The organism is Kitasatospora sp. NPDC096128 (assembly GCF_040303105.1).
GTDB lineage: Bacteria > Actinomycetota > Actinomycetes > Streptomycetales > Streptomycetaceae > Kitasatospora.
The window spans coordinates 22,851-49,445 of sequence record NZ_JBEOSP010000033.1; the positions used below are offsets into that span (position 1 = coordinate 22,851).

General features: G+C 73.9%; 21 protein-coding genes. 19 read left to right on the forward strand and 2 right to left on the reverse strand.

What is annotated here, in order from left to right:
• Window positions 1-94 precede the first annotated feature (94 nt).
• The 10 genes from ABTY61_RS30035 to mutM all read left to right on the forward strand — a co-directional run bounded on the left by ABTY61_RS30035 (window position 95) and on the right by mutM (window position 10,192).
• On the forward strand, window positions 95-1,726 hold the full coding sequence (locus ABTY61_RS30035) for a DAK2 domain-containing protein (RefSeq protein ID WP_350508247.1): 1,632 nt from the start codon (window positions 95-97) through the stop codon (window positions 1,724-1,726).
• Window positions 1,727-1,800: 74 nt separating this feature from the next.
• On the forward strand, window positions 1,801-4,032 hold the full coding sequence (gene recG, locus ABTY61_RS30040; protein ID WP_350508248.1) for an ATP-dependent DNA helicase RecG: 2,232 nt from the start codon (window positions 1,801-1,803) through the stop codon (window positions 4,030-4,032).
• A gap of 105 nt (window positions 4,033-4,137) precedes the next feature.
• Window positions 4,138-4,671 (forward strand): hypothetical protein, encoded by a 534-nt coding sequence (locus ABTY61_RS30045; RefSeq protein ID WP_350508249.1) that lies wholly within the window; start codon window positions 4,138-4,140, stop codon window positions 4,669-4,671.
• A gap of 112 nt (window positions 4,672-4,783) precedes the next feature.
• On the forward strand, window positions 4,784-5,368 hold the full coding sequence (gene rsmD / locus ABTY61_RS30050) for a 16S rRNA (guanine(966)-N(2))-methyltransferase RsmD (protein WP_350508250.1): 585 nt from the start codon (window positions 4,784-4,786) through the stop codon (window positions 5,366-5,368).
• Window positions 5,369-5,417: 49 nt separating this feature from the next.
• Window positions 5,418-5,909 carry a pantetheine-phosphate adenylyltransferase gene (gene coaD, locus ABTY61_RS30055; protein WP_350508251.1) on the forward strand — a complete coding sequence of 164 codons (492 nt, stop codon included), beginning with the start codon at window positions 5,418-5,420 and terminating at the stop codon, window positions 5,907-5,909.
• 197 nt (window positions 5,910-6,106) lie between these two features.
• Complete coding sequence (locus tag ABTY61_RS30060) at window positions 6,107-7,384, forward strand: F0F1 ATP synthase subunit B (RefSeq protein ID WP_350508252.1); 1,278 nt, start codon at window positions 6,107-6,109, stop codon at window positions 7,382-7,384.
• Window positions 7,385-7,556: 172 nt separating this feature from the next.
• Window positions 7,557-8,201: a YceD family protein gene (locus ABTY61_RS30065; protein WP_350508253.1), complete on the forward strand. Its 645-nt coding sequence runs from the start codon at window positions 7,557-7,559 to the stop codon at window positions 8,199-8,201.
• Between the two features lie 2 nt (window positions 8,202-8,203).
• The gene (gene rpmF, locus ABTY61_RS30070) at window positions 8,204-8,377 is read left to right on the forward strand and encodes a 50S ribosomal protein L32 (RefSeq protein WP_030056747.1); all 174 of its coding nucleotides are present in this window, start codon (window positions 8,204-8,206) and stop codon (window positions 8,375-8,377) included.
• 20 nt (window positions 8,378-8,397) lie between these two features.
• The gene (gene rnc / locus ABTY61_RS30075) at window positions 8,398-9,186 is read left to right on the forward strand and encodes a ribonuclease III (protein WP_350508254.1); all 789 of its coding nucleotides are present in this window, start codon (window positions 8,398-8,400) and stop codon (window positions 9,184-9,186) included.
• 130 nt (window positions 9,187-9,316) lie between these two features.
• Window positions 9,317-10,192 carry a bifunctional DNA-formamidopyrimidine glycosylase/DNA-(apurinic or apyrimidinic site) lyase gene (mutM, locus tag ABTY61_RS30080; protein ID WP_350508255.1) on the forward strand — a complete coding sequence of 292 codons (876 nt, stop codon included), beginning with the start codon at window positions 9,317-9,319 and terminating at the stop codon, window positions 10,190-10,192.
• 6 nt (window positions 10,193-10,198) lie between these two features.
• Here the strand turns inward: mutM and ABTY61_RS30085 are convergent, their stop codons facing one another.
• Window positions 10,199-11,119: a DMT family protein gene (locus ABTY61_RS30085; protein ID WP_350508256.1), complete on the reverse strand. Its 921-nt coding sequence runs from the start codon at window positions 11,117-11,119 to the stop codon at window positions 10,199-10,201.
• A 317-nt stretch (window positions 11,120-11,436) separates the two neighbouring features.
• On the opposite strand from ABTY61_RS30085, the gene ABTY61_RS30090 reads away from it, so the two are divergent.
• The 5 genes from ABTY61_RS30090 to ftsY all read left to right on the forward strand — a co-directional run bounded on the left by ABTY61_RS30090 (window position 11,437) and on the right by ftsY (window position 18,918).
• Window positions 11,437-12,783 carry a DUF4381 domain-containing protein gene (locus tag ABTY61_RS30090; RefSeq protein WP_350508257.1) on the forward strand — a complete coding sequence of 449 codons (1,347 nt, stop codon included), beginning with the start codon at window positions 11,437-11,439 and terminating at the stop codon, window positions 12,781-12,783.
• A gap of 215 nt (window positions 12,784-12,998) precedes the next feature.
• On the forward strand, window positions 12,999-13,298 hold the full coding sequence (locus ABTY61_RS30095; RefSeq protein WP_350508258.1) for an acylphosphatase: 300 nt from the start codon (window positions 12,999-13,001) through the stop codon (window positions 13,296-13,298).
• A 411-nt stretch (window positions 13,299-13,709) separates the two neighbouring features.
• Window positions 13,710-13,913 (forward strand): hypothetical protein, encoded by a 204-nt coding sequence (locus ABTY61_RS30100; RefSeq protein ID WP_030243474.1) that lies wholly within the window; start codon window positions 13,710-13,712, stop codon window positions 13,911-13,913.
• A 155-nt stretch (window positions 13,914-14,068) separates the two neighbouring features.
• Window positions 14,069-17,659 (forward strand): chromosome segregation protein SMC, encoded by a 3,591-nt coding sequence (gene smc / locus ABTY61_RS30105; RefSeq protein WP_350508259.1) that lies wholly within the window; start codon window positions 14,069-14,071, stop codon window positions 17,657-17,659.
• A 47-nt stretch (window positions 17,660-17,706) separates the two neighbouring features.
• Window positions 17,707-18,918, forward strand: a complete 1,212-nt coding sequence (ftsY, locus tag ABTY61_RS30110; protein ID WP_350508260.1) for a signal recognition particle-docking protein FtsY — start codon at window positions 17,707-17,709, stop codon at window positions 18,916-18,918.
• Between the two features lie 127 nt (window positions 18,919-19,045).
• Here the strand turns inward: ftsY and ABTY61_RS30115 are convergent, their stop codons facing one another.
• Window positions 19,046-19,738 carry a bifunctional DNA primase/polymerase gene (locus ABTY61_RS30115; protein WP_350508261.1) on the reverse strand — a complete coding sequence of 231 codons (693 nt, stop codon included), beginning with the start codon at window positions 19,736-19,738 and terminating at the stop codon, window positions 19,046-19,048.
• Window positions 19,739-20,308: 570 nt separating this feature from the next.
• Here ABTY61_RS30115 and nsdA point away from each other — a divergent pair.
• From nsdA to ABTY61_RS30135, 4 genes are all read left to right on the forward strand, one after another.
• Window positions 20,309-21,805, forward strand: coding sequence for a transcriptional repressor NsdA (gene nsdA / locus ABTY61_RS30120; RefSeq protein WP_502895455.1), 1,497 nt, complete (start codon window positions 20,309-20,311; stop codon window positions 21,803-21,805).
• Window positions 21,806-22,093: 288 nt separating this feature from the next.
• Window positions 22,094-23,455, forward strand: a complete 1,362-nt coding sequence (locus tag ABTY61_RS30125) for an ammonium transporter (RefSeq protein WP_350508263.1) — start codon at window positions 22,094-22,096, stop codon at window positions 23,453-23,455.
• Window positions 23,455-23,793, forward strand: coding sequence for a P-II family nitrogen regulator (locus ABTY61_RS30130; protein ID WP_350508264.1), 339 nt, complete (start codon window positions 23,455-23,457; stop codon window positions 23,791-23,793). The genes ABTY61_RS30125 and ABTY61_RS30130 overlap by 1 nt, the downstream gene beginning before the upstream one ends.
• Before the next feature lie 187 nt (window positions 23,794-23,980).
• The gene (locus tag ABTY61_RS30135; RefSeq protein ID WP_350508265.1) at window positions 23,981-26,455 is read left to right on the forward strand and encodes a [protein-PII] uridylyltransferase; all 2,475 of its coding nucleotides are present in this window, start codon (window positions 23,981-23,983) and stop codon (window positions 26,453-26,455) included.
• The last annotated feature ends 140 nt before the right edge of the window (window positions 26,456-26,595 follow it).

A 26,595-nucleotide genomic window follows, 5' to 3' on the forward strand; every position in this document is an offset into this window, starting at 1 on the left:
CCCGGCGGCCCTCCCCGGGCCCCGATAATCTGCCGGTATCACCCCTCGCCGCCGCCCCCGGGCCAGGTCGGCGTCCCGTTCCGGAGGAGACCTGGTGCTGCACACGCTCGACGCCCCGGCCGTGCGCACCTGGTGCCAGCTCGCCCTGCGCGCGCTCGGCCAGGCGCGTGAGGAGATCGACGCGCTCAACGTGTACCCCGTCCCGGACGGTGACACCGGCACCAACCTCTACCTGACCGTCGAGTCCGCCGCCGCCGAGGTGGAGAGCCGCTTCGCCGACCCCGCCGCCGGCCCGGCGCCCGGGCTGGCCGACGCCGTCCGGGCGATGGCCCGCGGCGCGCTGATCGGCGCCCGCGGCAACTCCGGGGTGATCCTCGCCCAGTGGCTGCGCGGCACCGCCGAGACGCTCGCCGAGGGCGGCGGCGCCGAACAGCTGCGGGCCGCCCTGCTGCGCGCCGCCGACTCCGCCTACCAGGCCGTCGCGGAGCCCGTCGAGGGCACCCTGCTCACCGTCGCCCGGGTCGCCGCCCGCGAGGCGGTGCGGGCCGGGGACGGCCTCGCCCAGGTCGCCGACACCGCCCACCGGGCCGCCCGGGACGCGCTGCGGCACACCCCCGAGCAGCTCGCCGTGCTGGCCGAGAACGGGGTGGTGGACGCCGGCGGGCGCGGCTTGGTGGCCGTCCTCGGTGCGCTCGCCGACGCCGTCGCCGGGCAGCAGCCGATGGGGCCGGTCGCGCTGCGCGGGGACGTCCGGGCGGTGGAGAGCTGCGAGGTGCACCTGCGCCCGCCCGGCCCGGGCCACCCCGCCTTCGAGGTCATCTACCTGCTGGACGCGCCGGACGAGGCGCTGCCCGCGCTGCGCGAGCGGCTCGGCGGGCTCGGCGACTCGCTGGTGATCGGCGGCGGCGACGGCCTGTGGAACGTGCACGTCCACGTGGACGACGCGGGCGCCGCGGTGGAGGCCGGGGTCCGGGCCGGGCGCCCGCACCAGATCCGGATCACCCACTTCGCCGAGGCCGCCGCCCGGGCCGGGACCGCCGCCGAGCGCGGCGAGCGCGAGGAGCGGGCCCGGGCGGTGCTCTCCGTGGTGTCCGGCGACGGGCTGGCCGAGCTGTGCGAGCAGGCCGGCGCCGTCGTCCTGCACGCCGACCCGGACCGCCGCCCGGCCAGCGCCGAACTCGCCGACGCCGTCCGCGGCTCGGCCGCCCGCGAGGTGGTGCTGCTGCTCAACGACCCCGAACTGCGCGCCGCCGCCGGGGCCGCCGCCGACCAGTTGCGCGAGGAGGGGGTGCGGATCGCCGTGCTCCCCACCCGCTCCCCGGTGCAGGGCCTCGCCGCCCTCGCGGTGCACGAGGGCGGCCGCCGCTTCGACGAGGACGTGGTCGCCATGACCTCCGCCGCCGGTGCCACCCGGTACGCCGAACTCGCCGTCGCCGAAGGGGAGTCCTGGACCATGGCCGGGGTCTGCCAGGCCGGCGACGTGCTCGGGCTGATCGACGGGGACGTCGCGGTGATCGGCGCCGGACTGGCCGAGGTCGGCGAGAGCGTGCTCGACCGGATGCTCGGCGCGGGCGGCGAACTCGTCACCCTGATCCTCGGCGAGGGCGCCGACCGGGCGCTCGCCGACCGGCTGGTGGCGCACGTCCGCCAGCAGCGGCCGGAGGTGGACTCGGTGGTCTTCCACGGCGGCCAGGAGTTCACCCCGCTGCTCATCGGGGTGGAGTAGCGCCCACCCGCCCCGGAGGCGAGCGGGCGAGTACCAGCCCGGTTCGTCGGTGCCTTGGTGTAAACAAGGGCCTGATGGGCGCTCTCGATGAACCACTGACCAAACTCGTCGGCGACCGCACCGCGAAGGTGCTCGCCGACAGCCTCAAGCTGCGCACGGTCGGGGACCTGCTGCACCACTACCCGCGCCGGTACGTCGAGCGCGGCCAGCTCACCAGCCTGGACGAGCTGGAGGTCGACGAGCACGTCACCGTGCTGGCCCGGATCGAGAAGGTCACCCTGATCCCGTTCCGCGGCCGCAAGGGCGACCGGCTGGAGGTGGTCGTCACCGACGGCCGCAGCCGGCTCTCGCTGGTCTTCTTCAACCAGGGCTGGCGGCAGAAGGAGCTCAAGGCCGGCGCCCAGGGCCTGTTCGCGGGCAAGGTCGGCGTCTTCAACCGCAGCCGCCAGCTGGTCTCGCCGGACTACCAGCTGCTCGACGAGGACGCGGGCTCCGACGCGGCGAAGCAGTTCGCCGGCCGGCTCATCCCGGTGTACGGCGCCAGCGCCCAGATGCCCAGCTGGAAGCTGTCCATCTGCATCGAGACCGCGCTCACCAAGCACCTCGGCGACGTCGGCGAACCGCTGCCCGCCGAACTGCGCGAGCGCCACGACCTGATCCCGCTGCCCGAGGCGCTGGAGCTGATCCACCGCCCGCGCGGCCAGGCCGACCGCGAGCGCGCCCAGAGCCGGCTGCGCTGGGACGAGGCCTTCGTCCTCCAGGTCGCCCTCGCCCAGCGCCGGGCCGCCGACTCCGCGCTGCCGGCCAAGCCGCGGGTGGCCCGTACCGGCGGGCTGCTGGACGCCTTCGACGCCCGGCTGCCGTTCACCCTCACCGAGGGCCAGCGGAAGGTGTCCGCCGAGATCGCCGCCGACCTGGCCACCGAGCACCCGATGCACCGGCTGCTCCAGGGCGAGGTCGGCTCCGGGAAGACCCTGGTGGCGCTGCGGGCCATGCTCGCCGTGGTGGACGCCGGCGGCCAGGCCGTACTGCTCGCGCCCACCGAGGTGCTGGCCCAGCAGCACCACCGCTCGATCGTCGAGATGATGGGCGACCTCGCCGAGGGCGGGATGCTGGGCGGATCCGAGCACGCCACCCGGGTGGTGCTGCTGACCGGCTCGATGGGCACCGCCGCCCGCCGCCAGGCGATGCTGGACATGGCCTGCGGGGACGCCGGGCTCGCCATCGGCACCCACGCGCTGATCGAGGACAAGGTCCAGTTCCAGGACCTCGGCCTGGTCGTGGTGGACGAGCAGCACCGCTTCGGCGTCGAGCAGCGGGACGCGCTGCGCGCCAAGGGCGAGCAGCCGCCGCACCTGCTGGTGATGACCGCCACCCCGATCCCGCGCACCGTCGCGATGACCGTCTTCGGGGACTTGGAGACCTCCGTCCTGGACCAGCTCCCGGCCGGCCGCTCGCCGATCTCCACCCATGTCGTCCCCGCGCTGGAGAAGCCCAACTTCCTCACCCGGGCCTGGGAGCGGGTTCGCGAGGAGGTCGGCAAGGGCCACCAGGCGTACGTGGTCTGCCCCCGGATCGGGGACGAGGAGCCGGCCGCCGACCCGAAGGCCGCGAAGAAGCGGCGCAAGGCGGCCGAGGAGGACTTCGAGGAGGTCGGCGACGCCGACGCCGGTGCCGGGAGCGACGAACGGCGGCCCCCGCTCTCGGTGGTGGAGACCGCCGAGAAGCTGGTGAAGGGCCCGCTGGCCGGACTGCGGGTGGAGATCCTGCACGGTCGGCTCGCCCCCGAGGCCAAGGACGACGTGATGCGCCGGTTCGCCGCCGGGGAGGTGGACGTGCTGGTCGCCACCACGGTCATCGAGGTCGGCGTCAACGTCCCCAACTCCACCGCGATGGTCATCATGGACGCCGACCGCTTCGGCGTCTCCCAGCTCCACCAGCTGCGCGGCCGGGTCGGCCGGGGCAGCGCGGCGGGCCTGTGCCTGCTGGTCAGCGAGATGCCCGGCGGCAGCGCGGCCCGGGCCAGGCTGGACGCGGTGGCCGGCACCCTGGACGGCTTCGAGCTGTCCCGGATCGACCTCGAACAGCGCCGCGAGGGCGATGTGCTGGGCCAGGCGCAGTCCGGGGTGAAGTCCTCGCTCAAGGTGCTGTCGGTGCTGGAGGACGAGGAGGTCATCCTGACCGCCCGGACCGAGGCCACCCGACTGGTCGCCGAGGACCCGGAACTGGCCGCCCACCCGGAGCTGCGCACCGCGCTGGAGAGCCTGATCGACGAGGACCGCGCGGCCTACATGGAGAAGGGCTGAGCGCGCCTGCGGACAGCCCGGATTGTCAGACCCCCGGGAGAGAATGTAGTTGTTCAGGGCGCACCCCCAAGGTGCGTTCCTGGCACGACACTTGGGGGTCCTGCCATGGCATTCCGTCATCTCAACGAGCTCCCGCTGGGCGACAAGGTCTTCCGGATCGAACTCGCCAGCGACGACGACCGCGAGGTCACCCTGACCCTCACCGGCTGGCGCGAGGGGGCGGCCGCCGCACCGCTCGCCTCGGGCAAGCTCCGCCTGCCGGTCGAGGACGTCGCCTCGCTGCGGATCGCGCTCAACCGCGCGCTGCGGGCGCTGGCGATCGTCGCCGATGTCGCCGAGCCCATCCCCGACCGTGACGTGCTGCGCGAGCTGTACCCCGGCCACGGCGCCCCGTGGGTGCCGCAGCACGAGGAGGAGCTGGTCCGGCGCTTCCACGACGGCGAGACCGTCGCCCGGATCGCCGCCCGCTTCGGCCGCACGCCCGACTCCGTCCGGACCAAGCTGCGCGAGCTCGGGCACGACCCGCGCCGCCCCGAGTTCTGCCCGCCCGACGGCTGCCTGTCCTGGTCCCGCTACGCCTCGCCGGCGCTGCTCGGCGCGGCGGTCCCGAGCCAGGGCGCGGGCTCCGAGGCGAGCTAGCCGCACTGCCCCCGGGCCCCGCCGACCCGTCGGCGGGGCCCTACCGCGCGTCCCCCTTCGGCGTGGGGCGGGATAGCGTGGTCGGGCAGCGACGAAAGGACCTTCCACCACCATGACCCGCGTGATCGCCGGGGCGGCCGGCGGCCGCCGACTGGCCGTACCGCCCGGCCGGGGCACCCGGCCGACCTCCGACAAGGCCCGCGAGGCGATGTTCTCCACCCTGGAGGCGTTCCGCGGCACCCTGCACGGGGCTCGGATGCTGGACCTGTTCGGCGGATCGGGCGCGGTCGGCCTGGAGGCGCTCTCGCGCGGCGCCGAGCACGTCCTGCTGGTCGAGGCGGACGCCCAGGCGGTCCGGGTGATCCGGGAGAACGTCCGCACGATCGGCCTGCCGGGCGCGGAGGTGCGGGCCGCCAGGGCCGAGAAGGTGATCGCCGGGCCGCCCCCGCAGTCCCCGTACGACCTGGTCTTCCTCGACCCGCCGTACGTGGTGACGGACGACGAGGTGCGCGAGATGCTGATCACACTGTCGGCTGGGGGCTGGCTCGCGGAGGACGCACTCGTCACCGTGGAGCGCAGCACCCGTGGCGGCGAGTTCGGCTGGCCCGAGGGCTTCGAGGTGCTGCGCTCCCGCCGCTACGGCGAGGGCACGCTCTGGTACGGTCGCGCCGCCGCCGGGGCCAGCGATCACGAGTAGCGGGCCGCGGCCCGCAGCAGCCGTCACCCCACGAGGGAGCACACACGCCATGCGCCGAGCCGTCTGCCCGGGTTCGTTCGACCCGATCACCAACGGTCACCTCGACATCATCGAGCGGGCCTCGAAGCTGTACGACGTGGTGCATGTCGTGGTCGCGATCAACCCGAACAAGCAGGGCATGTTCACCACCGAGGAGCGGATCGGCCTGATCGAGGAGGTCACCGCCCCGCTCGGGAACGTGGTGGTCGAGTCGCACCACGGCCTGCTGGTGGACTTCTGCCGGGAGCGCGGCATCCCCGCGATCATCAAGGGCCTGCGCGCGGTCAGCGACTTCGACTACGAGCTGCAGATGGCCCAGATGAACAACGGGCTGACCGGCGTGGAGACGCTGTTCGTGCCGACCTCGCCGACGTACAGCTTCCTCTCCTCGACGCTGGTCAAGGAGGTCGCGGCCTACGGCGGCGACGTCTCCCACCTGCTGCCGCCGACGGTGCACGACCGCCTGGTCGAGCGGATCGCGGAGCGTAGGGCCGCGCAGTAGGGCCGGACGGCGGGCCGGGTCCCTTTCTGCCGGTTCGTCACGGCTTGTCCGGGGTGGTGGAGGCCGGTTCGGCGCAGGCGTTGTGAGCTCACCGCGCGAGGGTCGTACAGTCTGTAGTCCTGCCCTGCGGTGAGGTTTCACCGCGCCGGGCCTGCCTCCGCCGGACCGTCGGCGGCACACGGAAAGACGAAGCCCCCGTGGACGTGCAGAACAAGGTCGACGAGATCGTGGCGGCGGTGGAGAACGCCCGCTCGATGCCGATGTCGGCCTCCTGCGTGGTGAACCGGGCCGAGCTGATCGGCCTGCTCAACGACCTCAAGGCGGCCCTGCCCGCCGAACTCGCCCAGGCCCAGTCGGTGATGGCCGACCACGAGCTGGTGGTGGCCGACGCCCAGGCCGAGGCGGACCGGATCATCCAGGGCGCGCACTCCGAGCGCGGTTCGCTGATCTCCGACACCGAGGTGGTCCGCCGGGCCCAGTCCGAGGCCGACCGGCTGCTGGCCGAGGCCCGCGCCGACGTCGAAGCCAAGCGCGCCGAGGCCGATGACTACGTGGACAGCAAGCTCGCCAACTTCGAGGTCGTGCTGACCAAGACGCTCGGCGCGGTCGGCCGCGGCCGGACCAAGCTGCGCGGCGACGCCGGCGGCTTCGAGACCGAGGGCGAGAGCGACGGCGAGGAGTTCCGGCCGCAGCAGCTCAGCCCGAGCCCCGAGGTCGACGAGTACGTCGATGTGAAGCTCGCCACCCTGGAGAACGTGCTCAGCGCGACCCTGGAGGCGGTCGGCAAGGGCCGCGACAAGCTGCTCGGCAAGAAGCCGATCGACGAGCTGGGCGCCTACCTGGCCGCCGCCGACGAGGCCCAGCAGGCCAAGGAGCGCGCCGAGGCGGTGGCCGCCGGCTTCGCCGAGGACGCCGACGGCACCGAACTCGCCTGGTACCGCGAGGACGTCCCGCAGCAGCAGACCTGGCCGGAGCAGACCCCGGCCGCGGGGGGCTGGCAGGCCCCCGGCGCCGACCAGTACGCGGCGGTAGCCCAGCACCAGACCGGCCAGCACCAGACCGACCAGCACCACCAGCAGCAGGCCGACCCGCACCACCAGCAGCACCAGGGCGACCAGCACCACACCGGCCAGCTCCAGGCCGGGCAGTACGCCGAGGTGTACGGCGGGGGCTTCGACCCGGCCGGCCAGGGCGACCCGTACCACGCCCAGTGGGGCCAGCAGCAGGGCGGCTACCCCCAGCAGCAGCCCCACTACGAGGGCCAGCCGCACCAGGGCCAGCAGCAGGGCGCCTACGGCTATCCGCAGCAGCAGGACGGCTACGCGGCCCAGCCGTACGACGGCTACGCCTACCCGCAGCAGCCCGCGCTGCCCCCGGCCGTGCCGCACCAGCAGCAGCAGAACCTGGACGAGACCAGCTTCTTCGACACCAGCATGATCGACATGACCAGGCTGCGGGAGCTCGGCGGCCGCTGAGCGGCCGCCCGCGGGGTCCGCGGAGTCTCCTGACGGGACCGAAGTTGGGCCTGGCGGGAGACTCCGGTAGTCTGACCACTCCGGCATCCCCATGTCCGGCTGTCGGCTTGCCCTCGCAACGCCGACTCGTGATGGGGAACACAGCGCTGATCCCTATGGAAGTCAGGACACCTTGAACCGCCTCGACCACCGCGACCCCCTCGTGTTCGACACGCACGAGCTCGGCCGTCGCCCGGGCTCGATGCGCAAGGTGAGCCGGACCCTGGAGGCCCCCGAGGGCTTCGGGATCATCGACGTGATCGGCGTCCCGGAGAAGAGCCCGATCGAGCTGGAACTCCGCCTGGAGTCCGTGGTCGAGGGCGTGCTGGTCACCGGCACCGCCGACGCCCACGTCGAGGGCGAGTGCGTCCGGTGCCTGGAGCCCGTCGACTTCGACATCGACGTGGACTTCCAGGAGCTGTTCTACTACCCGGAGTCCGAGGAGCGTCACCGCGCCCGGACCACCGGGGCCGAGGACCTCGACGAGGACTCGGAAGAAGAGACTTACCGCCTGGAGGGCGACCTGTTCGACCTCCAGCCGGTGCTGCGTGACGCGGTGGTGCTCGCACTGCCGCTGCAGCCGGTGTGCCAGGACGACTGCCTGGGCCTGTGCTCCGAGTGCGGAGCGCGCCTGAGCGACGACCCGGCGCACCACCACGACGCCGCCGACCCCCGGTGGGCGGCTCTGCAGGGACTCTCCGCCGCCCCCGGCGACGAGGGTGACGGGATCAAGAACAGCGACACCCGTGAGGGTGCCGCCGAGAACCAGGAGAAGTAGCCGTGGCTGTTCCGAAGCGGAAGATGTCGCGCAGCAACACGCGCCACCGTCGGTCCAACTGGAAGGCCGTTGTTCCGGCTCTCGTGGCGTGCGACCGCTGCCACGAGCCGAAGCTCGGCCACATCGCGTGCCCCAGCTGCGGCACGTACAACCGCCGCCAGGTCCTCTCGGTCTGATCGGCGGGGTGCACGGATCGATGTCGGACGGTAACTCCACCCGCAAGGCGTCCTCTGCCTCGAAGGGTTCTTCGGGCAGCGGCAAGGCCGGTGGGCCGGCTTCGACCGAATACGACGTCCTGGAAGGGCGCCTCGGGTACACGCTCGAGCGCGCCCTTCTGGTACGCGCCCTGACCCACCGCTCGTACGCGTACGAGAACGGGGGTCTGCCCACCAACGAGCGCCTGGAATTCCTCGGCGACTCGGTGCTGGGCCTGGTGGTGACCGACACCCTCTACCGCGTCCACCCGGACGTCCCGGAGGGCACGCTCGCCAAGCTGCGCGCCGCGGTGGTCAACTCCCGCGCGCTCGCGGACGTCGGCCGGGGCCTGGAGCTCGGCACCTTCATCCGCCTCGGCAAGGGCGAGGAGGGGACCGGCGGACGCGACAAGTCGTCGATCCTCGCCGACACCGTCGAGGCCGTGATCGGCGCCGTCTACCTGGACCAGGGCCTGGACGCGGCCACCGAATTCGTCCACCGCCTGTTCGACCCGCTGATCGAGGAGTCCTCTCAGCTGGGCGCGGGCCTGGACTGGAAGACCAGCCTCCAGGAGCTCACCGCCTCGGTGGGCATCGGCGTGCCCGAGTACGTCGTCATGGAGTCCGGTCCGGACCACGAGAAGACCTTCACCGCGGCGGCCCGGGTGGCCGGCGAGGACTTCGGCAGCGGCGTCGGCCGCTCGAAGAAGGAAGCCGAGCAGAAGGCTGCCGAGAGCGCCTGGCGCGCGATCAAGGAGAAGTACGCCGACCGGCTTCCCGCCGGGGCGTAGGCGCGAGTGCAGCGGGCGACCAGCCGGAAGGTGCCCGCTGCGCGGAGTGCCCGCCGAGCGGGGCGGGGCGGGGGCTGACCGCAGTAGCCTTGCGTCCTGCTGATCCCATCGATGCAGGAGGCCTGCTTCCGTGCCCGAACTCCCCGAGGTCGAGGTCGTCCGCCGAGGTCTGGCGAACTGGGTCGCCGGGCGGACCGTCGAGCACGTCCAGGTGCTGCACCCGCGCGCGGTGCGCCGCCAGCCGGGCGGCGCGGCCGACTTCGCGGACCGGCTGACCGGCACCGTCCTCGGCGCCGCGCAGCGCCGCGGAAAGTACCTCTGGGTTCCGCTGAGCGGCCCGGGAGCGGGATTCTCGCTGATCGGCCACCTCGGGATGAGCGGCCAACTCCTCGTCCAGGACCCGACGGCGGCGGACGAGACCCACTTGCGGGTCCGGCTGCGCTTCGCCGACGGCGGGCGCGAGCTGCGCTTCGTCGACCAGCGGACCTTCGGCGGCCTGGCCGTCGAGGAGGCCGAGGAGGACGCCGAGGGCACCCCGCTCTCCATCGCGCACATCGCCCGCGACCCGCTCGACCCCCGGTTCGACGACGCGGCCTTCGTCGCCGCGCTGCGCGCCAAGCGCACCACGGTCAAGCGCGCCCTGCTCGACCAGACCCTGATCAGCGGCGTCGGCAACATCTACGCCGACGAGGCGCTCTGGCGTTCCAAGCTCCACTACGACCGCCCCACCGCGGCCCTCACCCGCCCGCAGGCTGAGCTGTTGCTGGCCAACGCCCGGGACGTGATGACGGCGGCGCTGGCCGTGGGCGGCACCAGCTTCGACAGCCTGTACGTCAACGTGAACGGCGAGAGCGGCTACTTCTCCCGGGACCTCGACGCCTACGGCCGCGAGCACGAGCCCTGCCGCCGCTGCGGCACCGCGATCCGGCGGGCCGCCTGGATGAACCGCTCCAGCTACTTCTGCCCCCGCTGCCAGCGTGTGCCGCGGACCCGCAGCGGGGGCTGACCGCCGCTACTTGTGGGCGAGTTCCGGCTGATCGGCGGGCGTCCCGCCGGGGCTGCCGTGGGTGTCCTGGCCGAAGTAGGCGACGCCGACCGCGGAGACCACCGCGAGCAGGAAGCCGACCACGCCGAGCCAGCCGAGGCCGGCCTTGGAGGAGTCGCCGAGCCAGAGCACGCCGATCGCGCCGGGCAGCACCGTCTCGCCGACCACCAGGGCGGCGGTGGCGCCGTTCACCGAGCCGATCTGCAGGGCCACGGTGTGCACGTACATGCCGCCGAGGCCGCCGATCAGGATCGCGTACAGCGCCGGGTCGGAGACCAGCCGGACCAGGTCGAAGGGTTCCACGCCGTTCAGGATGCGCACGCCGACGCCCAGCGCGCCGAAGCCGAGGCCGGACAGCAGACCGGCGACGATCGCGCCCTTGGAGCCCATCCGGCGCACCAGCAGGCTGCCGCCGGCCAGCAGCACGGTGGTGACGATCAGCAGCCCCCAGTGGAAGGCCGTCGACGCGTGGTGGCCGCCCTCGGGTCCGGCCGAGACGGCCAGCAGCACCAGGGCCGAGCAGAGCACGCCGATCGAGGCCCACTCCAGCTGCTTGAGCCGGATGCCCAGCAGCTTGATGCTGAGCACCGCGGTGATCACCAGGTTGGCACTGATGATGGTCTGGGAGAGGAACAGCGGCAGCAGCCGCGCGGCCAGGGCACCGAGCCCGAAGCCGATCAGGTCCAGCACCGTGCCGGTGATGAACTCCCAGGTGACGGCGGCCTTGGCGGTGGAGGACAGGCTCGGCCCGCCGTGCTCGGTGGTCGAGCCGGCGGCGCCCTTCGCTGCCTCCTCCCGGGCCGAGCGGCGGGATCCGACGGCCTGCAGGACCGAGCCGGTGCCGTAGCAGGCGGATGCCGCCACGGCCGTGACGAGGCCGATGATCACCGAGTGCTCCGATCGGGAGTTGGGTCAAGAAGAAGTAATGGGACGAGCGGTCCGGGACCAGTGTGCCCGTTCGCGCGGTACGGTCGGGACGCCCCCTCGAACCGCGCCGGACCGGCCCCCCGCGCCGCCCCGGGCCTGCCGGGACGTACGTCCGGCCGCCTCATGTGGTTCCCGCGTCCCACCCGTCTCAGGGTCGACTCGGGGAAATGTCATCCGCGAGAAGGGGAGCCGCCCCGGCGGACGGCGGGGAATCCTGTCATAACCAGTATGCGAAGGGTATGCCGTGCTCTGCCGCCGGTCACGGTAGCGTCGGGGACATGAGAACCCTTGCACGACGTTCCCGGGGCGCCGGGCCACTTGCCCTGGTGGCGGCGCTGCTCGGGCTGCTGTTGATGTTCGCCCCGGCGGCCTCGGCCGCCGGCGGTCTGAGCGATGCCGCGGCCACCCTGAAGAAGGGCCAGGTCTACGTCGCCCCGGCGATGCAGGACCGCTTCAGCCAGGCGCAGGCGGACGCGCTGACCAAGAAGATCGAGAAGGCCGACAAGCCGATCTTCGTCGCGGTCGTCCCCGAGAACGCCAACAAGAACACCATCCTCTCGGACCTGCGCACCCTGGTCGGCATCGACGGCGTCTACGCCGTCTGGCTCGGCGCCGACGGGTTCAAGGCGGACGCGGACCGCGGTGCGATGGCCCCCGGCGCCGCGTCGCGGATCTCGGGCGCCGTCCTGCGCGCCGACAAGGGCGACATCAACGCGACCCTGAACGACTTCGTCGACCAGGCCGCCCCGCAGACCAAGGGCACCGGGGTCAACCACAGCACCTCGATCGCCTGGGTGATCATCCCGGTCCTGCTGGTGGCGCTGGCCGGCGCCGGTGTCTTCTTCCTCTTCCGCCGCGCCAAGAAGCGCAAGGAGGAGCAGGCCCGGGCCGAGCTGGAGCAGCTGCGCCGCGTCGTCGACGAGGACATCACCGCCTTCGGCGTCGAGCTGGAGCGGCTCGACTTCGACCCGCGCGCGAGCGACGCCGACGACGCCCAGCGCGCCGACTACAGCCACGCCCTGGACTCGTACGAGAAGTCCAAGCGGCTGATGGACGAGGCCAAGAAGCCCGAGGACGTCAAGCAGGTCACCGAGGCGATCGAGGACGGCCGGTTCCAGCTGGCCACCCTGGCGGCCCGGCGAGAGAAGCGCCCGCTGCCCGAGCGCCGTCCCCCGTGCTTCATGGACCCGCGGCACGGCCCGTCCGTCAAGGACGTCGACTGGGCCCCGGCCGGCGGCTCCGCCCGCAGCGTCCCGGTCTGCCAGGCCGACGCGGACCGGGTCGCGGCCGGCCTCGACCCGGCGGTGCGCACCGTCGACACCGAGCACGGCCCCCAGCCGTACTGGAACGCCGGCCCGGCCTACGCGCCCTACGCGGGCGGGTACTACAGCAGCTTCGGCGGCGGCCTGCTGCCCGGCCTGCTGGTCGGCACCGTGCTCGGTTCGATGATGAGCAGCCCGGCCTACGCGGCGGCGCCGATGATGGAAGGCGGCCACGGCGGCTACCAGGACCAGTACGAGGGCGGTGACTTCACCGGCGCCGACTTCAACGCCTCGGACTTCGGCGGCTTCAGCGACTCCGACTTCGGCGGCGGTGGCTTCGGTGGCGGTGGCGACGACTGGTGACCCGCTGACCCGGGCATGACCCACGGCTCCACGGCCCCGCCGGTTCCGACCGGCGGGGCCGTTCGCCGTCCCGGGCCGGCGCTGGGGACGGGACCCGCTGCGGCGGGCCGGCGCTGTGACCGCCGACACCCCCGCCCTCGTCCCCACCCCGCCGCTGGACGGTCGAGGGCCCGGTGGAGCGGTGACCCGCCCGGCGGCCGGTTAGGGTCGGGGGCATGCACGGTCGTGATGCCCACAGTGATGAACCGGTCCGGGTGACCGCCTGGGTCCGGGGGAAGGTCCAGGAGGTCGGGTTCCGCTGGTGGACCAGGGCACGGGCGCTGGAGATCGGGCTGACCGGGTACGCCGGCAACCTCGGCGACGGCCGGGTGCAGGTGGTGGCCGAGGGCCCGGCCGCCGACTGCGAGCTGCTGCTGGACCTGCTGCGCGGCCCCGACACGCCCGGCGCGGTGAGCGGTGTGACCGAGATCTGGACCGCCGTCGGCGCAGGTTACGAGGGTTTCGAGATCCGCTGAGCCACCGCCCCGGAGGGCGCCGCGGTCGCGGCCCGGAAATGATCGGCAACCGTCGGTGTCATACGGTTGCCATTCGGGCAGACTCGTGGTTGACTCCGCATCGAACGATGATCCACGAGCACGTGGTGGACCCGGGCCCGAGACCCCCAGGCGTGACGACACCGCCGGGCAGGTGACAGGGGCGCGGTAGCGTGCGGTGATCGTGTTGACCCTTTCCGTCTTTGGTGAGACGCTTGAAGCCCGCGCACACGATCGCGTTCCCCGGCAGGCGCATGCTCTCGTGAGCCCAGCTCACGGCGGTTGTGCCGTAGTGCCCAGCCAGCACTTCCGGAGCGCGCCGCGCGTGCGTCCCCCTTCCCCCTAGACCTGTACCGTTCCGGTTCGGTCACTCAGCGTGGAGGACCATTCATCATGGCAAAGGCGCTTCTCGGGTACGTCGGCGGCCCCGACCCGCGAATGCTCTCCGAGATGCGACGGCTTCAGCAGCGCGTCCAGGATCTTGAGTCGGAGCTCCTTCGGATGCAGGCTGAGAACGACGCGCTCACCGCTGTCGCTGACGAGCACTCGCTGCTCAACAGCATCGATCTGGACCAGCGGGAGCCGGCTCTGACCTGAGCCCGTCCCGGCCCTCCCAGATCGACGCCGCTGTGCACTGAGCCGCCCCGAAAGGGACGCAGCTTTGCAAGGGACGCCCGGATGTGGCGTCCCTTCGTCGTGTCGGACTCCGGATACAGTCGGTTCCCTCGTGAGTGGATGAGGAGACCGGCCGCGTGCACCTGAAGAGTCTGACGCTGCGCGGATTCAAGTCCTTCGCCTCCAGCACCACCCTGCGCTTCGAACCGGGCATCACCTGCGTGGTCGGCCCGAACGGCTCCGGCAAGTCCAACGTGGTGGACGCGCTGTCCTGGGTGATGGGCGAGCAGGGTGCCAAGACGCTGCGCGGCGGCAAGATGGAGGACGTCATCTTCGCCGGGACCAGCGGGCGCGCCCCGCTCGGCCGGGCCGAGGTCAGCCTCACCATCGACAACGCCGACGGCGCCCTGCCGATCGACTACTCCGAGGTGACGATCACCCGGACCATGTTCCGCAACGGCGGCAGCGAGTACGCGCTCAACGGCGAGACCTGCCGCCTGCTGGACATCCAAGAGCTGCTCTCCGACTCCGGCATCGGCCGGGAGATGCACGTCATCGTCGGGCAGGGTCGGCTCGACTCCGTCCTGCACGCCGACCCGATGGGCCGACGCGCCTTCATCGAGGAGGCGGCCGGGGTCCTCAAGCACCGCAAGCGCAAGGAGAAGGCGCTGCGGAAGCTGGACGCGATGCAGGCCAACCTCAACCGCGTCCAGGACCTGGTCGCCGAACTGCGCCGCCAGCTCGGACCGCTCGGCCGGCAGGCCAGGGTGGCCCGGCGCGCCGCCGGCATCCAGGCCGACCTGCGCGACGCCCGGCTGCGGCTGCTCGCCGACGACCTGCTGACCCTGCGCCGGGCCGTCGAGGCCGAGGTCGCCGACGAGCTGGCCCTGCGGCTGCGCCGCACCACCGTCGAACAGGAACTGGCCCGCGCCGTGCAGCGCGAACGCGTCCTGGAGGCGCAGGTCCAGCAGCTCGGGCCGAGCCTGGAGGCCGCCCGGCAGACCTGGTACCGGCTCTCCGCGCTCGCCGAGCGCACCCGCGGCACGATCGGGCTGGCCGAGGCCCGGGCCCGGCACGCCGTCGCCGGGGGCACCGCCGAGGAACGGCGCGGCCGGCACCCGGAGGAGCTGGAACGGGAGGCCGAGCGGGTCCGCGAGGAGGAGGCCGTGCTCGCCGAGGCACTGGAGGAGGCCCAGTACGCGCTGGCCGAGGCGGTCGAGCGCAAGGGCGAGCTGGAACGCGCGCTGGCCGTCGAGGACGGCCGGCTGCGGGACGCCGCCCGGGCCATCGCCGACCGCCGGGAGGGCCTGGCCCGACTCCAGGGGCAGGCCGCCGCCGCCCGCTCCCGAGCCGGTGCGGCGCAGGCCGAGATCGGCCGGCTCACCGAGGCCAGGGACGAGGCCCTGCTGCGTGCCGAGGCTGCCCAGGGCGAACTGGACGAGCTCCAGCAACAGGTGGACGGCTCGGCCGGGGACGAGGCCCGGGTCGAGGACGGGTACCAGCGGGCCCGGGCCCGACTGGCCGAGGTAGAACGGGAGTTGGCCGGGGCCCGGGAGACGGCCGGAGCCGCCGAACGCGAGCGGGCCGGGCTGACCGCGCGGCACGAGGCGCTCTCGCTCGGGCTGCGGCGCAAGGACGGCACCGGCGCGCTGCTGGCGGCGGGGGAGCGGCTGACCGGGCTGCTCGGCCCGGCCGCCGCACTGCTGCGGATCGAACCCGGCCACGAGCTGCCGCTCGCCGCGGCGCTCGGGGCGGCCGCCGACGCGGTGGCCGTCGACTCGCCCGGCGCCGCCGCCGGGGCGCTGCGGCTGCTGCGCGCCCAGGACGCGGGGCGGGCCGCACTGTTGGTCGCCGGGGCCGCGGAACTCCCGCAGGCCGACGGCGAGTTGCCCGAACAGGCCCGGTGGGCCGCCGAACTGGTCGACGGGCCGGACGAGTTGCTCGCCGCCGTGCGCAACCGGCTGGCCGGGATCGCGGTGGTCGCCGACCTGGACCAGGCGTTGCGGCTGGTCGCCGACCGCCCCGAACTGTCCGCCGTCACCGCGGAGGGCGACCTCCTGGGCGCCGGCTTCGCCCAGGGCGGCTCCGGCGGCGCGCCCAGCCTGCTGGAGACCCAGGCGGCGGTGGACCAGGCCGCCCGGGCGATCGGGGAACTCGACCTGCGCTGCGCCGAGGCGGCCGGGCGGCTGGCCGAACTCACCGAACTGCGCGGGGAGTCGGCCGCCGAACTGGAGCGCCTGGGCGAACAGCGGCGGCGGACGGAGCAGGAGCGGGCCCGGGTGGCGGGCACGCTCGGCCGGCTCGGCGGGCAGGCCCGGGCCGCCGCCGGCGAGGCCGAACGGCTCTCGGCCGCCGCCGCGCGGGCCGAACAGGGCCTGGCCGAACTGCTCGCCACCGCCCAGGAACTGGCCGAACGACTGGCCGCCGCCGAGGAGTCGGCGGACGCGGGGGAGGACGAGCCGGACCGGGCCGAGCAGCAGCGGCTCACCGAGGCCGCCTCCGCCGCCCGGCAGGCCGAACTGGAGGCCCGGCTCGCGGTGCGCACCCACGAGGAGCGGGTCCGCGCCCTGACCGGCCGGGCCGACCAGCTGGACCGGGCCGCCCGCGCCGAGCGCGAGGCGCGCGCCCGGGCCGCCGAGCGCCGCCGGCGCGCCGAGCACGACGCCCGGGTGGCGAACGCCGTCGCGGCGGGCGCCCGGCAGCTGCTCGCCTGCCTGGAGGTGTCGCTGGCCCGGGCGGACGCCGGGCGCGCGGCCGCCGAACAGGCGCTCGCCGAGCGGGAGCACGAGCTCCGGGAGCACCGCGAGCACGGGCGCGGGCTCAAGGAGGAGCTGGACAAGCTGGTCGACGCCGGGCACCGGGACGAGGTGCTGCGGGCCGAGAAGCGGCTGCGGATCGAGCAGCTGGAGGCCCGCGCGCTGGAGGAGTTCGGCATCGACGGCGGCGAGCTGCTGGCCTCGTACGGGCCGGACCGGCCGGTGCCGCCGTCCACGGCGGAGGAGGGGCAGGAGCCGGGGGAGCCGTACCCGTACGTCCGGGCCGAGCAGGAGAAGCGGCTCCGGGCCGCCGAGAAGGCGTACCAGCAGCTGGGCAAGGTCAACCCGCTGGCGCTGGAGGAGTTCGCCGCCCTGGAGGAGCGCCACAAGTTCCTCGGCGAGCAGCTGGACGACCTCAAGCGCAGTCGGCGGGACCTGCTGGACATCGTCCGGGACGTGGACCAGCGGGTCGAGCAGCTGTTCACCTCCGCCTACCACGACACGGCCGCCCAGTTCGAGGGTGTCTTCGCCCGGCTCTTCCCGGGCGGCGAGGGGCGGCTGGTGCTGACCGACCCGGACAACATGCTCACCACCGGCGTCGAGGTGGAGGCCCGTCCGCCCGGCAAGAAGGTCAAGCGGCTGTCGCTGCTCTCCGGCGGCGAGCGCTCGCTGACCGCGGTGGCGCTGCTGGTGGCGATCTTCAAGGCCCGGCCCAGCCCGTTCTATGTGATGGACGAGGTGGAGGCGGCGCTGGACGAGACCAATCTGCGCCGGCTGGTCGGGATCATGGAGGAGCTGCGGGAGAGCTCCCAGCTGATCGTGATCACCCACCAGAAGCTGACCATGGAATCCGCCGACGCCCTGTACGGGGTGACCATGCAGGGCGACGGGATCTCCCGGGTGATCAGCCAGCGGCTGCGCGAGGAGCGGCGCGATCGGCGGCCGGAAGGCGTCCGTACGGTGACGGTCTAGCCGGGCTGCGGTCCGGAACGGCTCCCGTCACGGATACTGGACGGGATATGGAATACGTGATCCTTGCCGTAGTCATCGCCGTGGTCGCCGTCGGCGCGATCGCGGGCCTCGTCGTTTCCGGCAGACGACGCCAGCAACTGCCCCCGAAGTCGCAGGCGCCGGTCATCACGGCGCCGAAGACCACCCCGCAGGAGCCCCAGGTCGGCGAGGAGGCCGCGCCGCCGACCGAGGAGCCCCGCCGCACCGTCGAGGAGGTGCCGCTTCCCGAGGCCGCCGAGGAGGAGGTGGTCGAGGCCCCGGCCGAGGCCGAGGCGGCGCCCGCCGTCGAGGTCCCCGAGCCCACCGCCGGCCGGCTGGTCCGGCTGCGCTCCCGGCTCTCCCGCTCGCAGAACTCGCTCGGCAAGGGCCTGCTCTCGCTGCTCTCCCGCGAGCACCTGGACGAGGACACCTGGGAGGAGATCGAGGAGACCCTGCTCACCGCGGACGTCGGCGTCGCCCCGACCCAGGAGCTGGTCGAGCGGCTGCGCACCCGGGTGAAGGTGCTCGGTACCCGCACCCCCGACGAGCTGCGCGGCCTGCTGCGCGAGGAGCTGGTCGAGCTGGTCGGCAAGGACGCCGACCGCACCGTCCGCTCCACCAAGCACGAGGAGGGCCCGGCCGTGGTCCTGGTCGTCGGCGTCAACGGCGTCGGCAAGACCACCACCACCGGCAAGCTGGCCCGGGTCCTGGTCGCCGACGGCCGCACGGTGGTGCTCGGCGCGGCCGACACCTTCCGTGCCGCCGCCGCGGACCAGCTCCAGACCTGGGGCGAGCGGGTCGGCGCGCGCACCGTGCGCGGCCCGGAGGGCGGCGACCCGGCCTCGATCGCGTTCGACGCGGTCAAGGAGGGCATCGCCGAGGGCGTCGACACCGTGCTGATCGACACCGCCGGCCGACTGCACACCAAGACCGGCCTGATGGACGAGCTGGGCAAGGTCAAGCGGGTCGTCGAGAAGCACGGCCCGGTGGACGAGGTGCTCCTGGTGCTGGACGCCACCACCGGTCAGAACGGTCTGATCCAGGCCCGGGTGTTCGCCGAGGTGGTGGACATCACCGGCATCGTGCTGACCAAGCTGGACGGCACCGCCAAGGGCGGCATCGTGGTCGCGGTCCAGCGCGAGCTGGGCGTGCCGGTCAAGCTGATCGGTCTGGGCGAGGGTGCGGACGACCTGGCGCCGTTCGAGCCCGGTGCGTTCGTGGACGCGCTGATCGGGGACTGACCGGGATCTCCCCGTCGGTCGGGGTCCGCTCCTCCGGGGGCGGGCCCTTTCGCGTACCCGGAGGGCTTGCGGCCGGGGGTGCGCCCCGCCCCGGGCGGGCCAGGAGGCGAGCGGGCGAGTCAGTGGGTCACGAGGCGATCCAGGCGGGCTCGGCGGTGCGCTCGCGGCTGCGGTGGCAGGCGTACGCGAGGGTGCCGAGCAGCAGCCGGGCCTCGGGCGGGCAGCCGGCGTTGTCGCGGGTCGGGCGGCGCAGCCAGCGGACCGGGCCGAGTCCGCCGAGGACGGTGGGCGGGGCGGCGACGTAGCTGCCCTCGCCGTGGCAGGCCAGGTCGAGCGCGGCGTCGTCCCAGCCCATCCGGTACAGCAGGTCGGGCAGTCGGCGGGCGGTGCCGGCGGCGACCAGGAACTGCAGCCGGCCGGTCGGCGGGGCGAGCACCGGGCCGACCTGGGTGCCCATCCGCTCCAGCCGGACCAGGGCCTGGAGGCCGGCGGGCTCGGGCACGTCCAGTACGTCGAAGGCGCGGCCGGTGGGGAACAGCACCGAGCCCTCGGCGCCGGTGGCGCCGGCCCGGTCGGCGGTGCCCGGTACGGGATGCAGGCCGGGGGCGGCGCAGCACCGGGAGCCGCAGGGACAGCGGGTCGGGGCGGCGGCGCCGGTGTCCGGGGTGCCGGTGGCCGGTTCGCCGGTGGCGACGGTCCAGCCCCAGCGGCCGGTGTACTCCGCGGCGGCCTGGGACGCGGTGACCTTGGTGCGGCGGCGCGCGCCCAGCGGTGCCAACCGCAGGTGCCCCAGTCGAAGTTCGCCGAACAGGTTGTCCATGCCTCCCCCAACAGGTTCTCGTTGCCGATGGTTACGGGATGGTGACTGTGTGTTGATTGTCCGTTGCGTGGTGCGTGGTGCGGTGGCGGCGCGCAGCGCTTGGCGTGCGCCTGTTGCGGCGGTGCGCCTCGGGCGCCGCCTTGTGGGGGCGGCGCCGATGCCGGATCGTCGTGTGCGCGGGACGGTTGCCGCCCCGAGTGGGCGGCGAACTCGCCTGGGGCAGCGATGGATTGCGGGGTCTGCCGGGTCTGCCGGGGTTGGCCGGGGGACTTGGCGGCCCGCATATGCCGGACCGTCGCGACTACCCAGTCAAGCGCCTGCCTCCGGGCTTCGGTTCACTCCTGGGGGTGGCGAAAGGTGGCGTTTCGCCAGGGACGCTCCCACGGGTGGCTCACGGGGCACTACGTTCAGCACACGGACGTCGTCGGATCACCTGCTCCGAGCCGTCGGGGAACGGGAGTTGGGGATCTGACGGACCGTCCGCGACGATGGCACACCAGTACGACGAGCGGTACTGACACCGCAGGCACGGCACGTCTGGCAAGAGCCCGCAACCGTCGGGCGGTCACGATCGGGGGCCCCGCAGGGGCCGGGCGGGATGGGGACGTTCCCATGGCAGAGAAGCAACCCAACGAGAAGCTGACCACGTGGTTCGCCCGCAGCGGCTGGTCCAAGGGCGAGTTGGCCCGGCAGGTCAACCGCCGGGCCCGGCAGATCGGCGCCCACCACGTGTCCACCGACACCTCCCGGGTGCGCCGCTGGCTCGACGGGGAGCAGCCGCGCGAGCCGATCCCCAAGATCATGTCGGAGCTGTTCTCGGAGCGCTTCGGCTCGGTGGTCTCGGTCGAGGACCTCGGCCTGCGCGCCGCCATCCCGGTCTCCACCGTCGGCGGCGGCGTCGACCTGCCGTGGAGCGCCCCGCAGACCGTCCAGCTGGTCAGTGACTACTCCCGCAGCGACCTGATGCTCAACCGCCGGGGCTTCCTCGGCACCTCCCTCGCGCTGACCGCCGGCGCCGCGCTGATCGAGCCGATGCAGCGCTGGCTCGCCCCCGGCCCGACCGGCGTCCCCACCCCGATCCTCACCGCGGCCAACGGCGGCGAGGCGTTCACCGGCCGGCTCTCCGAGCCCGAGCTGGAACTGCTGGAGCAGACCACGGTCATGTTCCGCCAGTGGGACGCCCAGAACGGCGGCGGGCTGCGCCGCAAGGCCGTGGTCGGCCAGCTCCACGAGGTCACCGACCTGCTCCAGGAGACGTACAGCGAGGACACCACCAAGCGGCTGTTCCGGCTCACCGCCGAACTCGCCCACCTGGCCGGCTGGATGTCCTACGACGTCGGGATGCACCCGAGCGCGCAGAAGTACTACGTGCTGGCGCTGCACGCGGCCAAGGAGGCCGGCGACCGCCCGTTCGGCGCGCTGATCCTCACCGACATGAGCCGCCAGATGATCCACCTCAACCGGGGCGAGGACGCCCTGGAGCTGATCCACCTGGCGCAGTACGGCAGCCGTGACACAGCCACCCCCCGCCAGCAGTCCCTGCTGTACGCGATGGAGGCGCGCGCCTACGCCACCATCGGCGAGGTGAACCGCTGCGCCCGGGCGATCCGGCTGTCCGAGGACACCTTCACCGACATCCGCGACGGCGACGGCGACCCGGACTGGCTGAAGTTCTTCTCGCCGGCCGAGCTGAACGCGGAGAACGCCCACTCCTACCGCGACCTCGCGTACCACTCGGACAACGCCCAGCTGTACGCCTCGCTGTCGGCGCCGGTGATGGAGCGCGCGGTCGACCTGTTCCGGCAGGACGACGACCACGTGCGCTCGTACGCCTTCAACCTGATCGGCATGGCCAGCGTGCACCTGCTGCAGCGGGAGGCCGAGGAGGCGGCGAGGTACGCCGAGCAGGCGGTGGACATCGCGACCAAGGTGCGGTCGGAGCGGCTGAACTCCCGGGTCCGCAAGACCACGGAGGCGGCGGCGGCCCGGTTCCAGGGCGTGGACGCGGTGAGCCGGCTCCAGGAGCGGGTGGTTCAGGACATCCCGGAGTTCGTCTCGGTGGTCTGAGCGGACCCCTGCGGCACACTCCACCGACCGTGACGGCCGCCGCCGTCACGGTCGGTGGCACTTCTGTCGCGGACCGGTCAGTGCGGCGGCACGGTAACCCATCCGGCCCAGTGTCGGGGGCACGGTTCACGTGCCCGTAACCCGCGCGTCGCACGCGTCACGGCCGCGAAACAACCGGTCGCACTGGCCGAAACCAGGCTTCGGCACTCTCCTCTTCATCGCCGCCGCCCCGGGTGGCACGGGACAGGTACCCGGGGGTGGAGCGGCTTTCACGCAGAGGAGACGCCGATGCCGGACGGCTTCAGCGCGGGCGACACCGCCTTCGTGCTCATCAGTGCGGCCCTGGTCATGGTGATGACCCCGGGCCTGGCCTTCTTCTACGGGGGCATGGTCAGGGCCAAGAGCACACTGAACATGCTGGCGATGAGTTTCCTCTCGCTAGGCATCGTCAGTGTGCTCTGGGTCCTCTACGGCTACTCGCTCAGCTTCGGGCCGGACGCCTTCGCCGGACTCATCGGCAACCTGGACTTCCTCGGGATGCGCGGCATCGGGCTGAACGAACTCAGCGGATCGATCCCGGTCACGGCGTTCGCGGTGTTCCAGCTGATGTTCGCCATCATCACCCCGGCGCTGATCAGCGGCGCCGTCGCGGACCGGGCCAAGTTCTCCGCCTGGGGCCTGTTCATCGCGCTCTGGGTGTCGGTCGTCTACTTCCCGGTCGCGCACTGGGTCTTCATGACCGACAACGGCAACGGCGGCTGGCTGGGCGACCGGAACGGCGTGATCGACTTCGCCGGCGGCACGGCCGTGCACATCAACGCCGGTGTCGCGGGCCTCGCGCTCTGCCTGGTGCTGGGCAAGCGGGTCGGCTTCAAGAAGGACCCGATGCGCCCGCACAGCCTGCCGCTGGTGATGCTCGGCTCCGGGCTGCTCTGGTTCGGCTGGTTCGGCTTCAACGCGGGCTCGGCGCTGGCCGCCAACGGCGTGGCCGCGATGGCCTTCGTCAACACCCAGGTCGCCACCGGCGCGGCGCTGATCGGCTGGCTGGTCTTCGAGAAGCTCAAGCACGGCGCGTTCACGACGCTGGGCGCCGCCTCCGGCGCGGTGGCCGGACTGGTCGCGATCACCCCGGCCTGCGGCTCGGTCAGCCCGCTCGGCGCGGTGGCGATCGGCCTGATCGCGGGCGTCGCCTGCGCCGCCGCCGTCTCGCTCAAGTACCGCTGGGGCTTCGACGACTCGCTCGACGTGGTCGGCGTGCACGCGGTGGGCGGGGCGATCGGCTCGCTGCTGATCGGCCTGTTCGCCACCGGCGGGGTCGGCCAGGCCGCCAAGGGCCTGTTCTACGGCGGCGGGCTGGGCCAGCTCGGCAAGCAGGCGCTGGGCGTGGCGGTGGTCGCGGCGTACTCCTTCGTGCTCTCCTGGCTGCTGGCCAAGGCGGTCGACAAGCTGGTCGGCTTCCGGGTCCCCGAGGAGGTCGAGGTGGCCGGCATCGACCAGGCCGAACACGCCGAGTCCGCCTACGACTTCAGCGCCGTCGGTGCGGGGCTGGCCCGGGCGCTCACGTCGGTGGGGACCGGCGCCGCGTCCGGCGGGAAGCCTGCCGACAAGTCCGTTGAGACGTCCGTTGAGAAGACCGAGGTCGACGCCTGATGAAGCTCATCACCGCTGTGATCAAGCCCTACCGCCTGGACGAGGTGAAGGCCGCCCTGCAGGCCTTCGGGGTCCACGGCCTGACCGTCACCGAGGCCAGCGGCTACGGCCGCCAGCGCGGACACACCGAGGTCTACCGGGGCGCCGAGTACACCGTCGACCTGGTACCGAAGGTCAGGATCGAGGTCCTGGTCGAGGACGAGGACGCCGACGACCTGATCGACGTCCTGGTGAAGGCAGCCCGCACCGGGAAGATCGGCGACGGGAAGGTGTGGAGCGTGCCGGTCGACACGGCCGTCCGGGTCCGCACCGGCGAACGCGGCCCGGACGCCCTGTGAGGCACTGACCGATCCGGCGGATCCGCCCCCAGCGGGGGCGGGTCCGCCCTTCGGCGTACCGGCGCCCGGGGCGCAGGCCGCCCGGGGCGCCCCCGCTCAACCGCAGGACCAACCGCAGGACTCCAACCGCACGAAGGTTCGACCGCAGGACGGCTCAACCCGCACGCACGGACGGGACCCCACGCGCATGACCACCGAGACCAGCCCCTCCGACCCCTTCGACGGCCCCGCGGGCCCCGCGGACCCGGCCGTCCGGTCGGACCACACCGCCGCCCGCGCCGAGCTGCTCGACCGGCCCGGGCTGACCGGCCGCCCGCGCCGGGCCGCGCTCGCCCGGCTCACCGACGACTGGCTCGCCGCCCTGCTCGCGGCCGCCGGGGCCCCGCCGGCCGGCGTCGCACTGGTCGCCGTCGGCGGCTACGGCCGGGGCGAGCTGTCCCCGCGCAGCGACCTGGACGTTCTGCTGCTGCACGACGGCCCGATCGCCCGCGAGCTGCCCGAGCGGATCTGGTACCCGGTCTGGGACGCGGGCGCCAAGCTCGACCACTCGGTGCGCACCGTCGCCGAGGCCCGCGCGGTGGCCGCCGCCGACCTCAAGGCCCAGCTCGGCCTGCTGGACGCGCGCCACCTCGCCGGGGACCCGGCGCTCACCGCCGCACTGCGCTCCGCCGTGCTGACCGACTGGCGCGCGAGCGCCCCCGCGCGGCTGCCCGAGCTGCGCGACCTGGGCCGGGAGCGGGCCGAGCGGCACGGGGAGCTGTCCTTCCTGCTGGAGCCCGACCTCAAGGAGGCCCGCGGCGGCCTGCGCGACCTGGTTTCGCTCGACGCCGTCGCCGCCACCTGGCTCGCCGACGCGCCCCGGGACGGCCTGGACGCGGCCGCCGAGCGCCTCGCCGACGTCCGCGACGCGCTGCACCTGGCCACCGGCCGGGCCACCGAGCGGCTCAGCCTCCAGGACCAGGACCAGGTCGCCGAGCGGCTCGGCGTGCTGGACGCCGACACCCTGCTGCGCCAGGTGTACGAGGCCGCCCGGACCATCGCCTACGCGAGCGACGTCACCTGGCGGGCGGTGGACCGGGTGCTCGCCGCCCGGTCCGGCCGGGGCCGCCGGGTGGGCCGGCTGGGCTTCCCGTTCACCGGTGCCGGGCGCGGCCCGGGCGCGGTGGCCCGGGGCACCGTCGCCCGCCGCCCGCTCGCCGAGGGCGTGGTCGAACAGGACGGCGAGGCGGTGCTGGCCCAGGCGGCCCGCCCGGCCGCCGACCCGGTGCTGCCGCTGCGCGCCGCAGCCGCCGCCGCCCAGAACGGGCTGACCGTCTCGTACGCGACGGTGCGCCGACTGGCCGCCGAGTGCCGTCCGCTGCCGGTGCCCTGGCCGGACGAGGCGCGCGAACAGCTGGTGACCCTGCTGGGGGCGGGGGAGGCGGCCGTCCCGGTGTGGGAGGCGCTGGAGGCGGAGGGGCTGGTGACCAGGCTGCTGCCGGACTGGGAGCGGGTGCGCTGCCGACCGCAGCGCAACGCGGTGCACCGCTGGACGGTGGACCGGCACCTGGTCGAGACGGCCGTGCGGGCCGCCGCGATGACCCGCCGGGTGGCCCGGCCGGACCTGCTGCTGGTCGCCGCGCTGCTGCACGACATCGGCAAGGGCTGGCCCGGCGACCACAGCGAGGCCGGCGAGGTGATCGTCCGCGACCTGGCCGCCCGGATGGGCTTCCCGGCCGAGGACACCGCGACCCTGGCGGTGCTGGTCCGCCACCACCTGACGCTGGTCGACACCGCGACCCGGCGCGACCCCGACGACCCGGCCACCGTGGAGGCGATCACCAAGGCGGTCGGCACCGTGACGGAGCTGGAACTGCTGCACGCCCTCACCGAGGCCGACGCGCTGGCCACCGGCCCGGCGGCCTGGAGCAGCTGGCGGGCCTCGCTGGTGGACGGCCTGGTGGCCCGGGCCGCCGGCCGACTGGCCGGGGGCGGGACCCCGGCGGTGGAGGCCGAGCCCAGCGCCGAGCAGGAGCGGCTCGCGGTCGAGGCCGCCCGCACCGGCGCCCCCGCGCTGTCGGTGCTCGCCCAGGCCGTGGGGGCGGCCCCGGAGACCGAGCCGATGGGCGTCGAGCTGACCCTGGCCGTCCCGGACCGGCCCGGGCTGCTCGGGACGGTCGCCGGGGTGCTGGCGCTGCACCGGCTGACCGTCCGCTCGGCGGGCCTGAGCGAGCTGGACCCGATCGGCGCCGGCCCGGTGCTGCTGCTGTCCTGGCGGGTGGCCGCCGAGTTCGGCGAGCTGCCGGAGGCGGCCAGGCTGCGCGCCGACCTGCGCCGGGCACTGGACGGCTCGCTGGACGTCACCCGCCGCCTCGCCGAGCGGGACGCCGCCGCCCCGCGGCGCAGGGGCATACCGACTCCGCCGCCCCTGGTCGCGGTGGCGCCCGCGGTGGCCTCGGCGACCGCGACCGTGCTGGAGGTCCGGGCGCACGACGCCCCCGGGCTGCTGCACCGGATCGGCCGGGCGCTGGACGGGGCGGGCGTGCGGGTGCGCACCGCGCACGTCTCCACGCTGGGTGCGGAGGCCGTCGACTCCTTCTACCTGACGGACCCGGCGGGCCGTCCGCTGACCGCCGAGCGGGCCCGGGAGGTGGCGGCGGCGGTCCGGGCGGCGCTGGGCTGAGGACCGGTGCCGAGGGCCGGTCCCGGGAGCCGGTCCCGGGCCGCCGCGGGGCCGGTGCCGGGCCGCCGCGGGGCCGGTGCCGGGCTGCTCCGGGGGTCTCCCGCACGGGGGTGGAGACCGTACCCGGGGCGGCCGGATAC

Bases quoted from the DNA above. Each gene is read 5' to 3' on its own strand.
- recG (WP_350508248.1), top strand. From the start codon at position 1,801: ATGGGCGCTCTCGATGAACCACTGACCAAACTCGTCGGCGACCGCACC.
- ABTY61_RS30045 (WP_350508249.1), top strand. From the start codon at position 4,138: ATGGCATTCCGTCATCTCAACGAGCTCCCGCTGGGCGACAAGGTCTTC.
- rsmD (WP_350508250.1), top strand. From the start codon at position 4,784: ATGACCCGCGTGATCGCCGGGGCGGCCGGCGGCCGCCGACTGGCCGTA.
- coaD (WP_350508251.1), top strand. From the start codon at position 5,418: ATGCGCCGAGCCGTCTGCCCGGGTTCGTTCGACCCGATCACCAACGGT.
- rnc (WP_350508254.1), top strand. From the start codon at position 8,398: ATGTCGGACGGTAACTCCACCCGCAAGGCGTCCTCTGCCTCGAAGGGT.
- ABTY61_RS30090 (WP_350508257.1), top strand. From the start codon at position 11,437: ATGAGAACCCTTGCACGACGTTCCCGGGGCGCCGGGCCACTTGCCCTG.
- ABTY61_RS30095 (WP_350508258.1), top strand. From the start codon at position 12,999: ATGCACGGTCGTGATGCCCACAGTGATGAACCGGTCCGGGTGACCGCC.
- ABTY61_RS30100 (WP_030243474.1), top strand. From the start codon at position 13,710: ATGGCAAAGGCGCTTCTCGGGTACGTCGGCGGCCCCGACCCGCGAATG.
- ftsY (WP_350508260.1), top strand. From the start codon at position 17,707: ATGGAATACGTGATCCTTGCCGTAGTCATCGCCGTGGTCGCCGTCGGC.
- ABTY61_RS30115 (WP_350508261.1), bottom strand. From the start codon at position 19,738: ATGGACAACCTGTTCGGCGAACTTCGACTGGGGCACCTGCGGTTGGCA.
- ABTY61_RS30125 (WP_350508263.1), top strand. From the start codon at position 22,094: ATGCCGGACGGCTTCAGCGCGGGCGACACCGCCTTCGTGCTCATCAGT.
- ABTY61_RS30130 (WP_350508264.1), top strand. From the start codon at position 23,455: ATGAAGCTCATCACCGCTGTGATCAAGCCCTACCGCCTGGACGAGGTG.
- ABTY61_RS30135 (WP_350508265.1), top strand. From the start codon at position 23,981: ATGACCACCGAGACCAGCCCCTCCGACCCCTTCGACGGCCCCGCGGGC.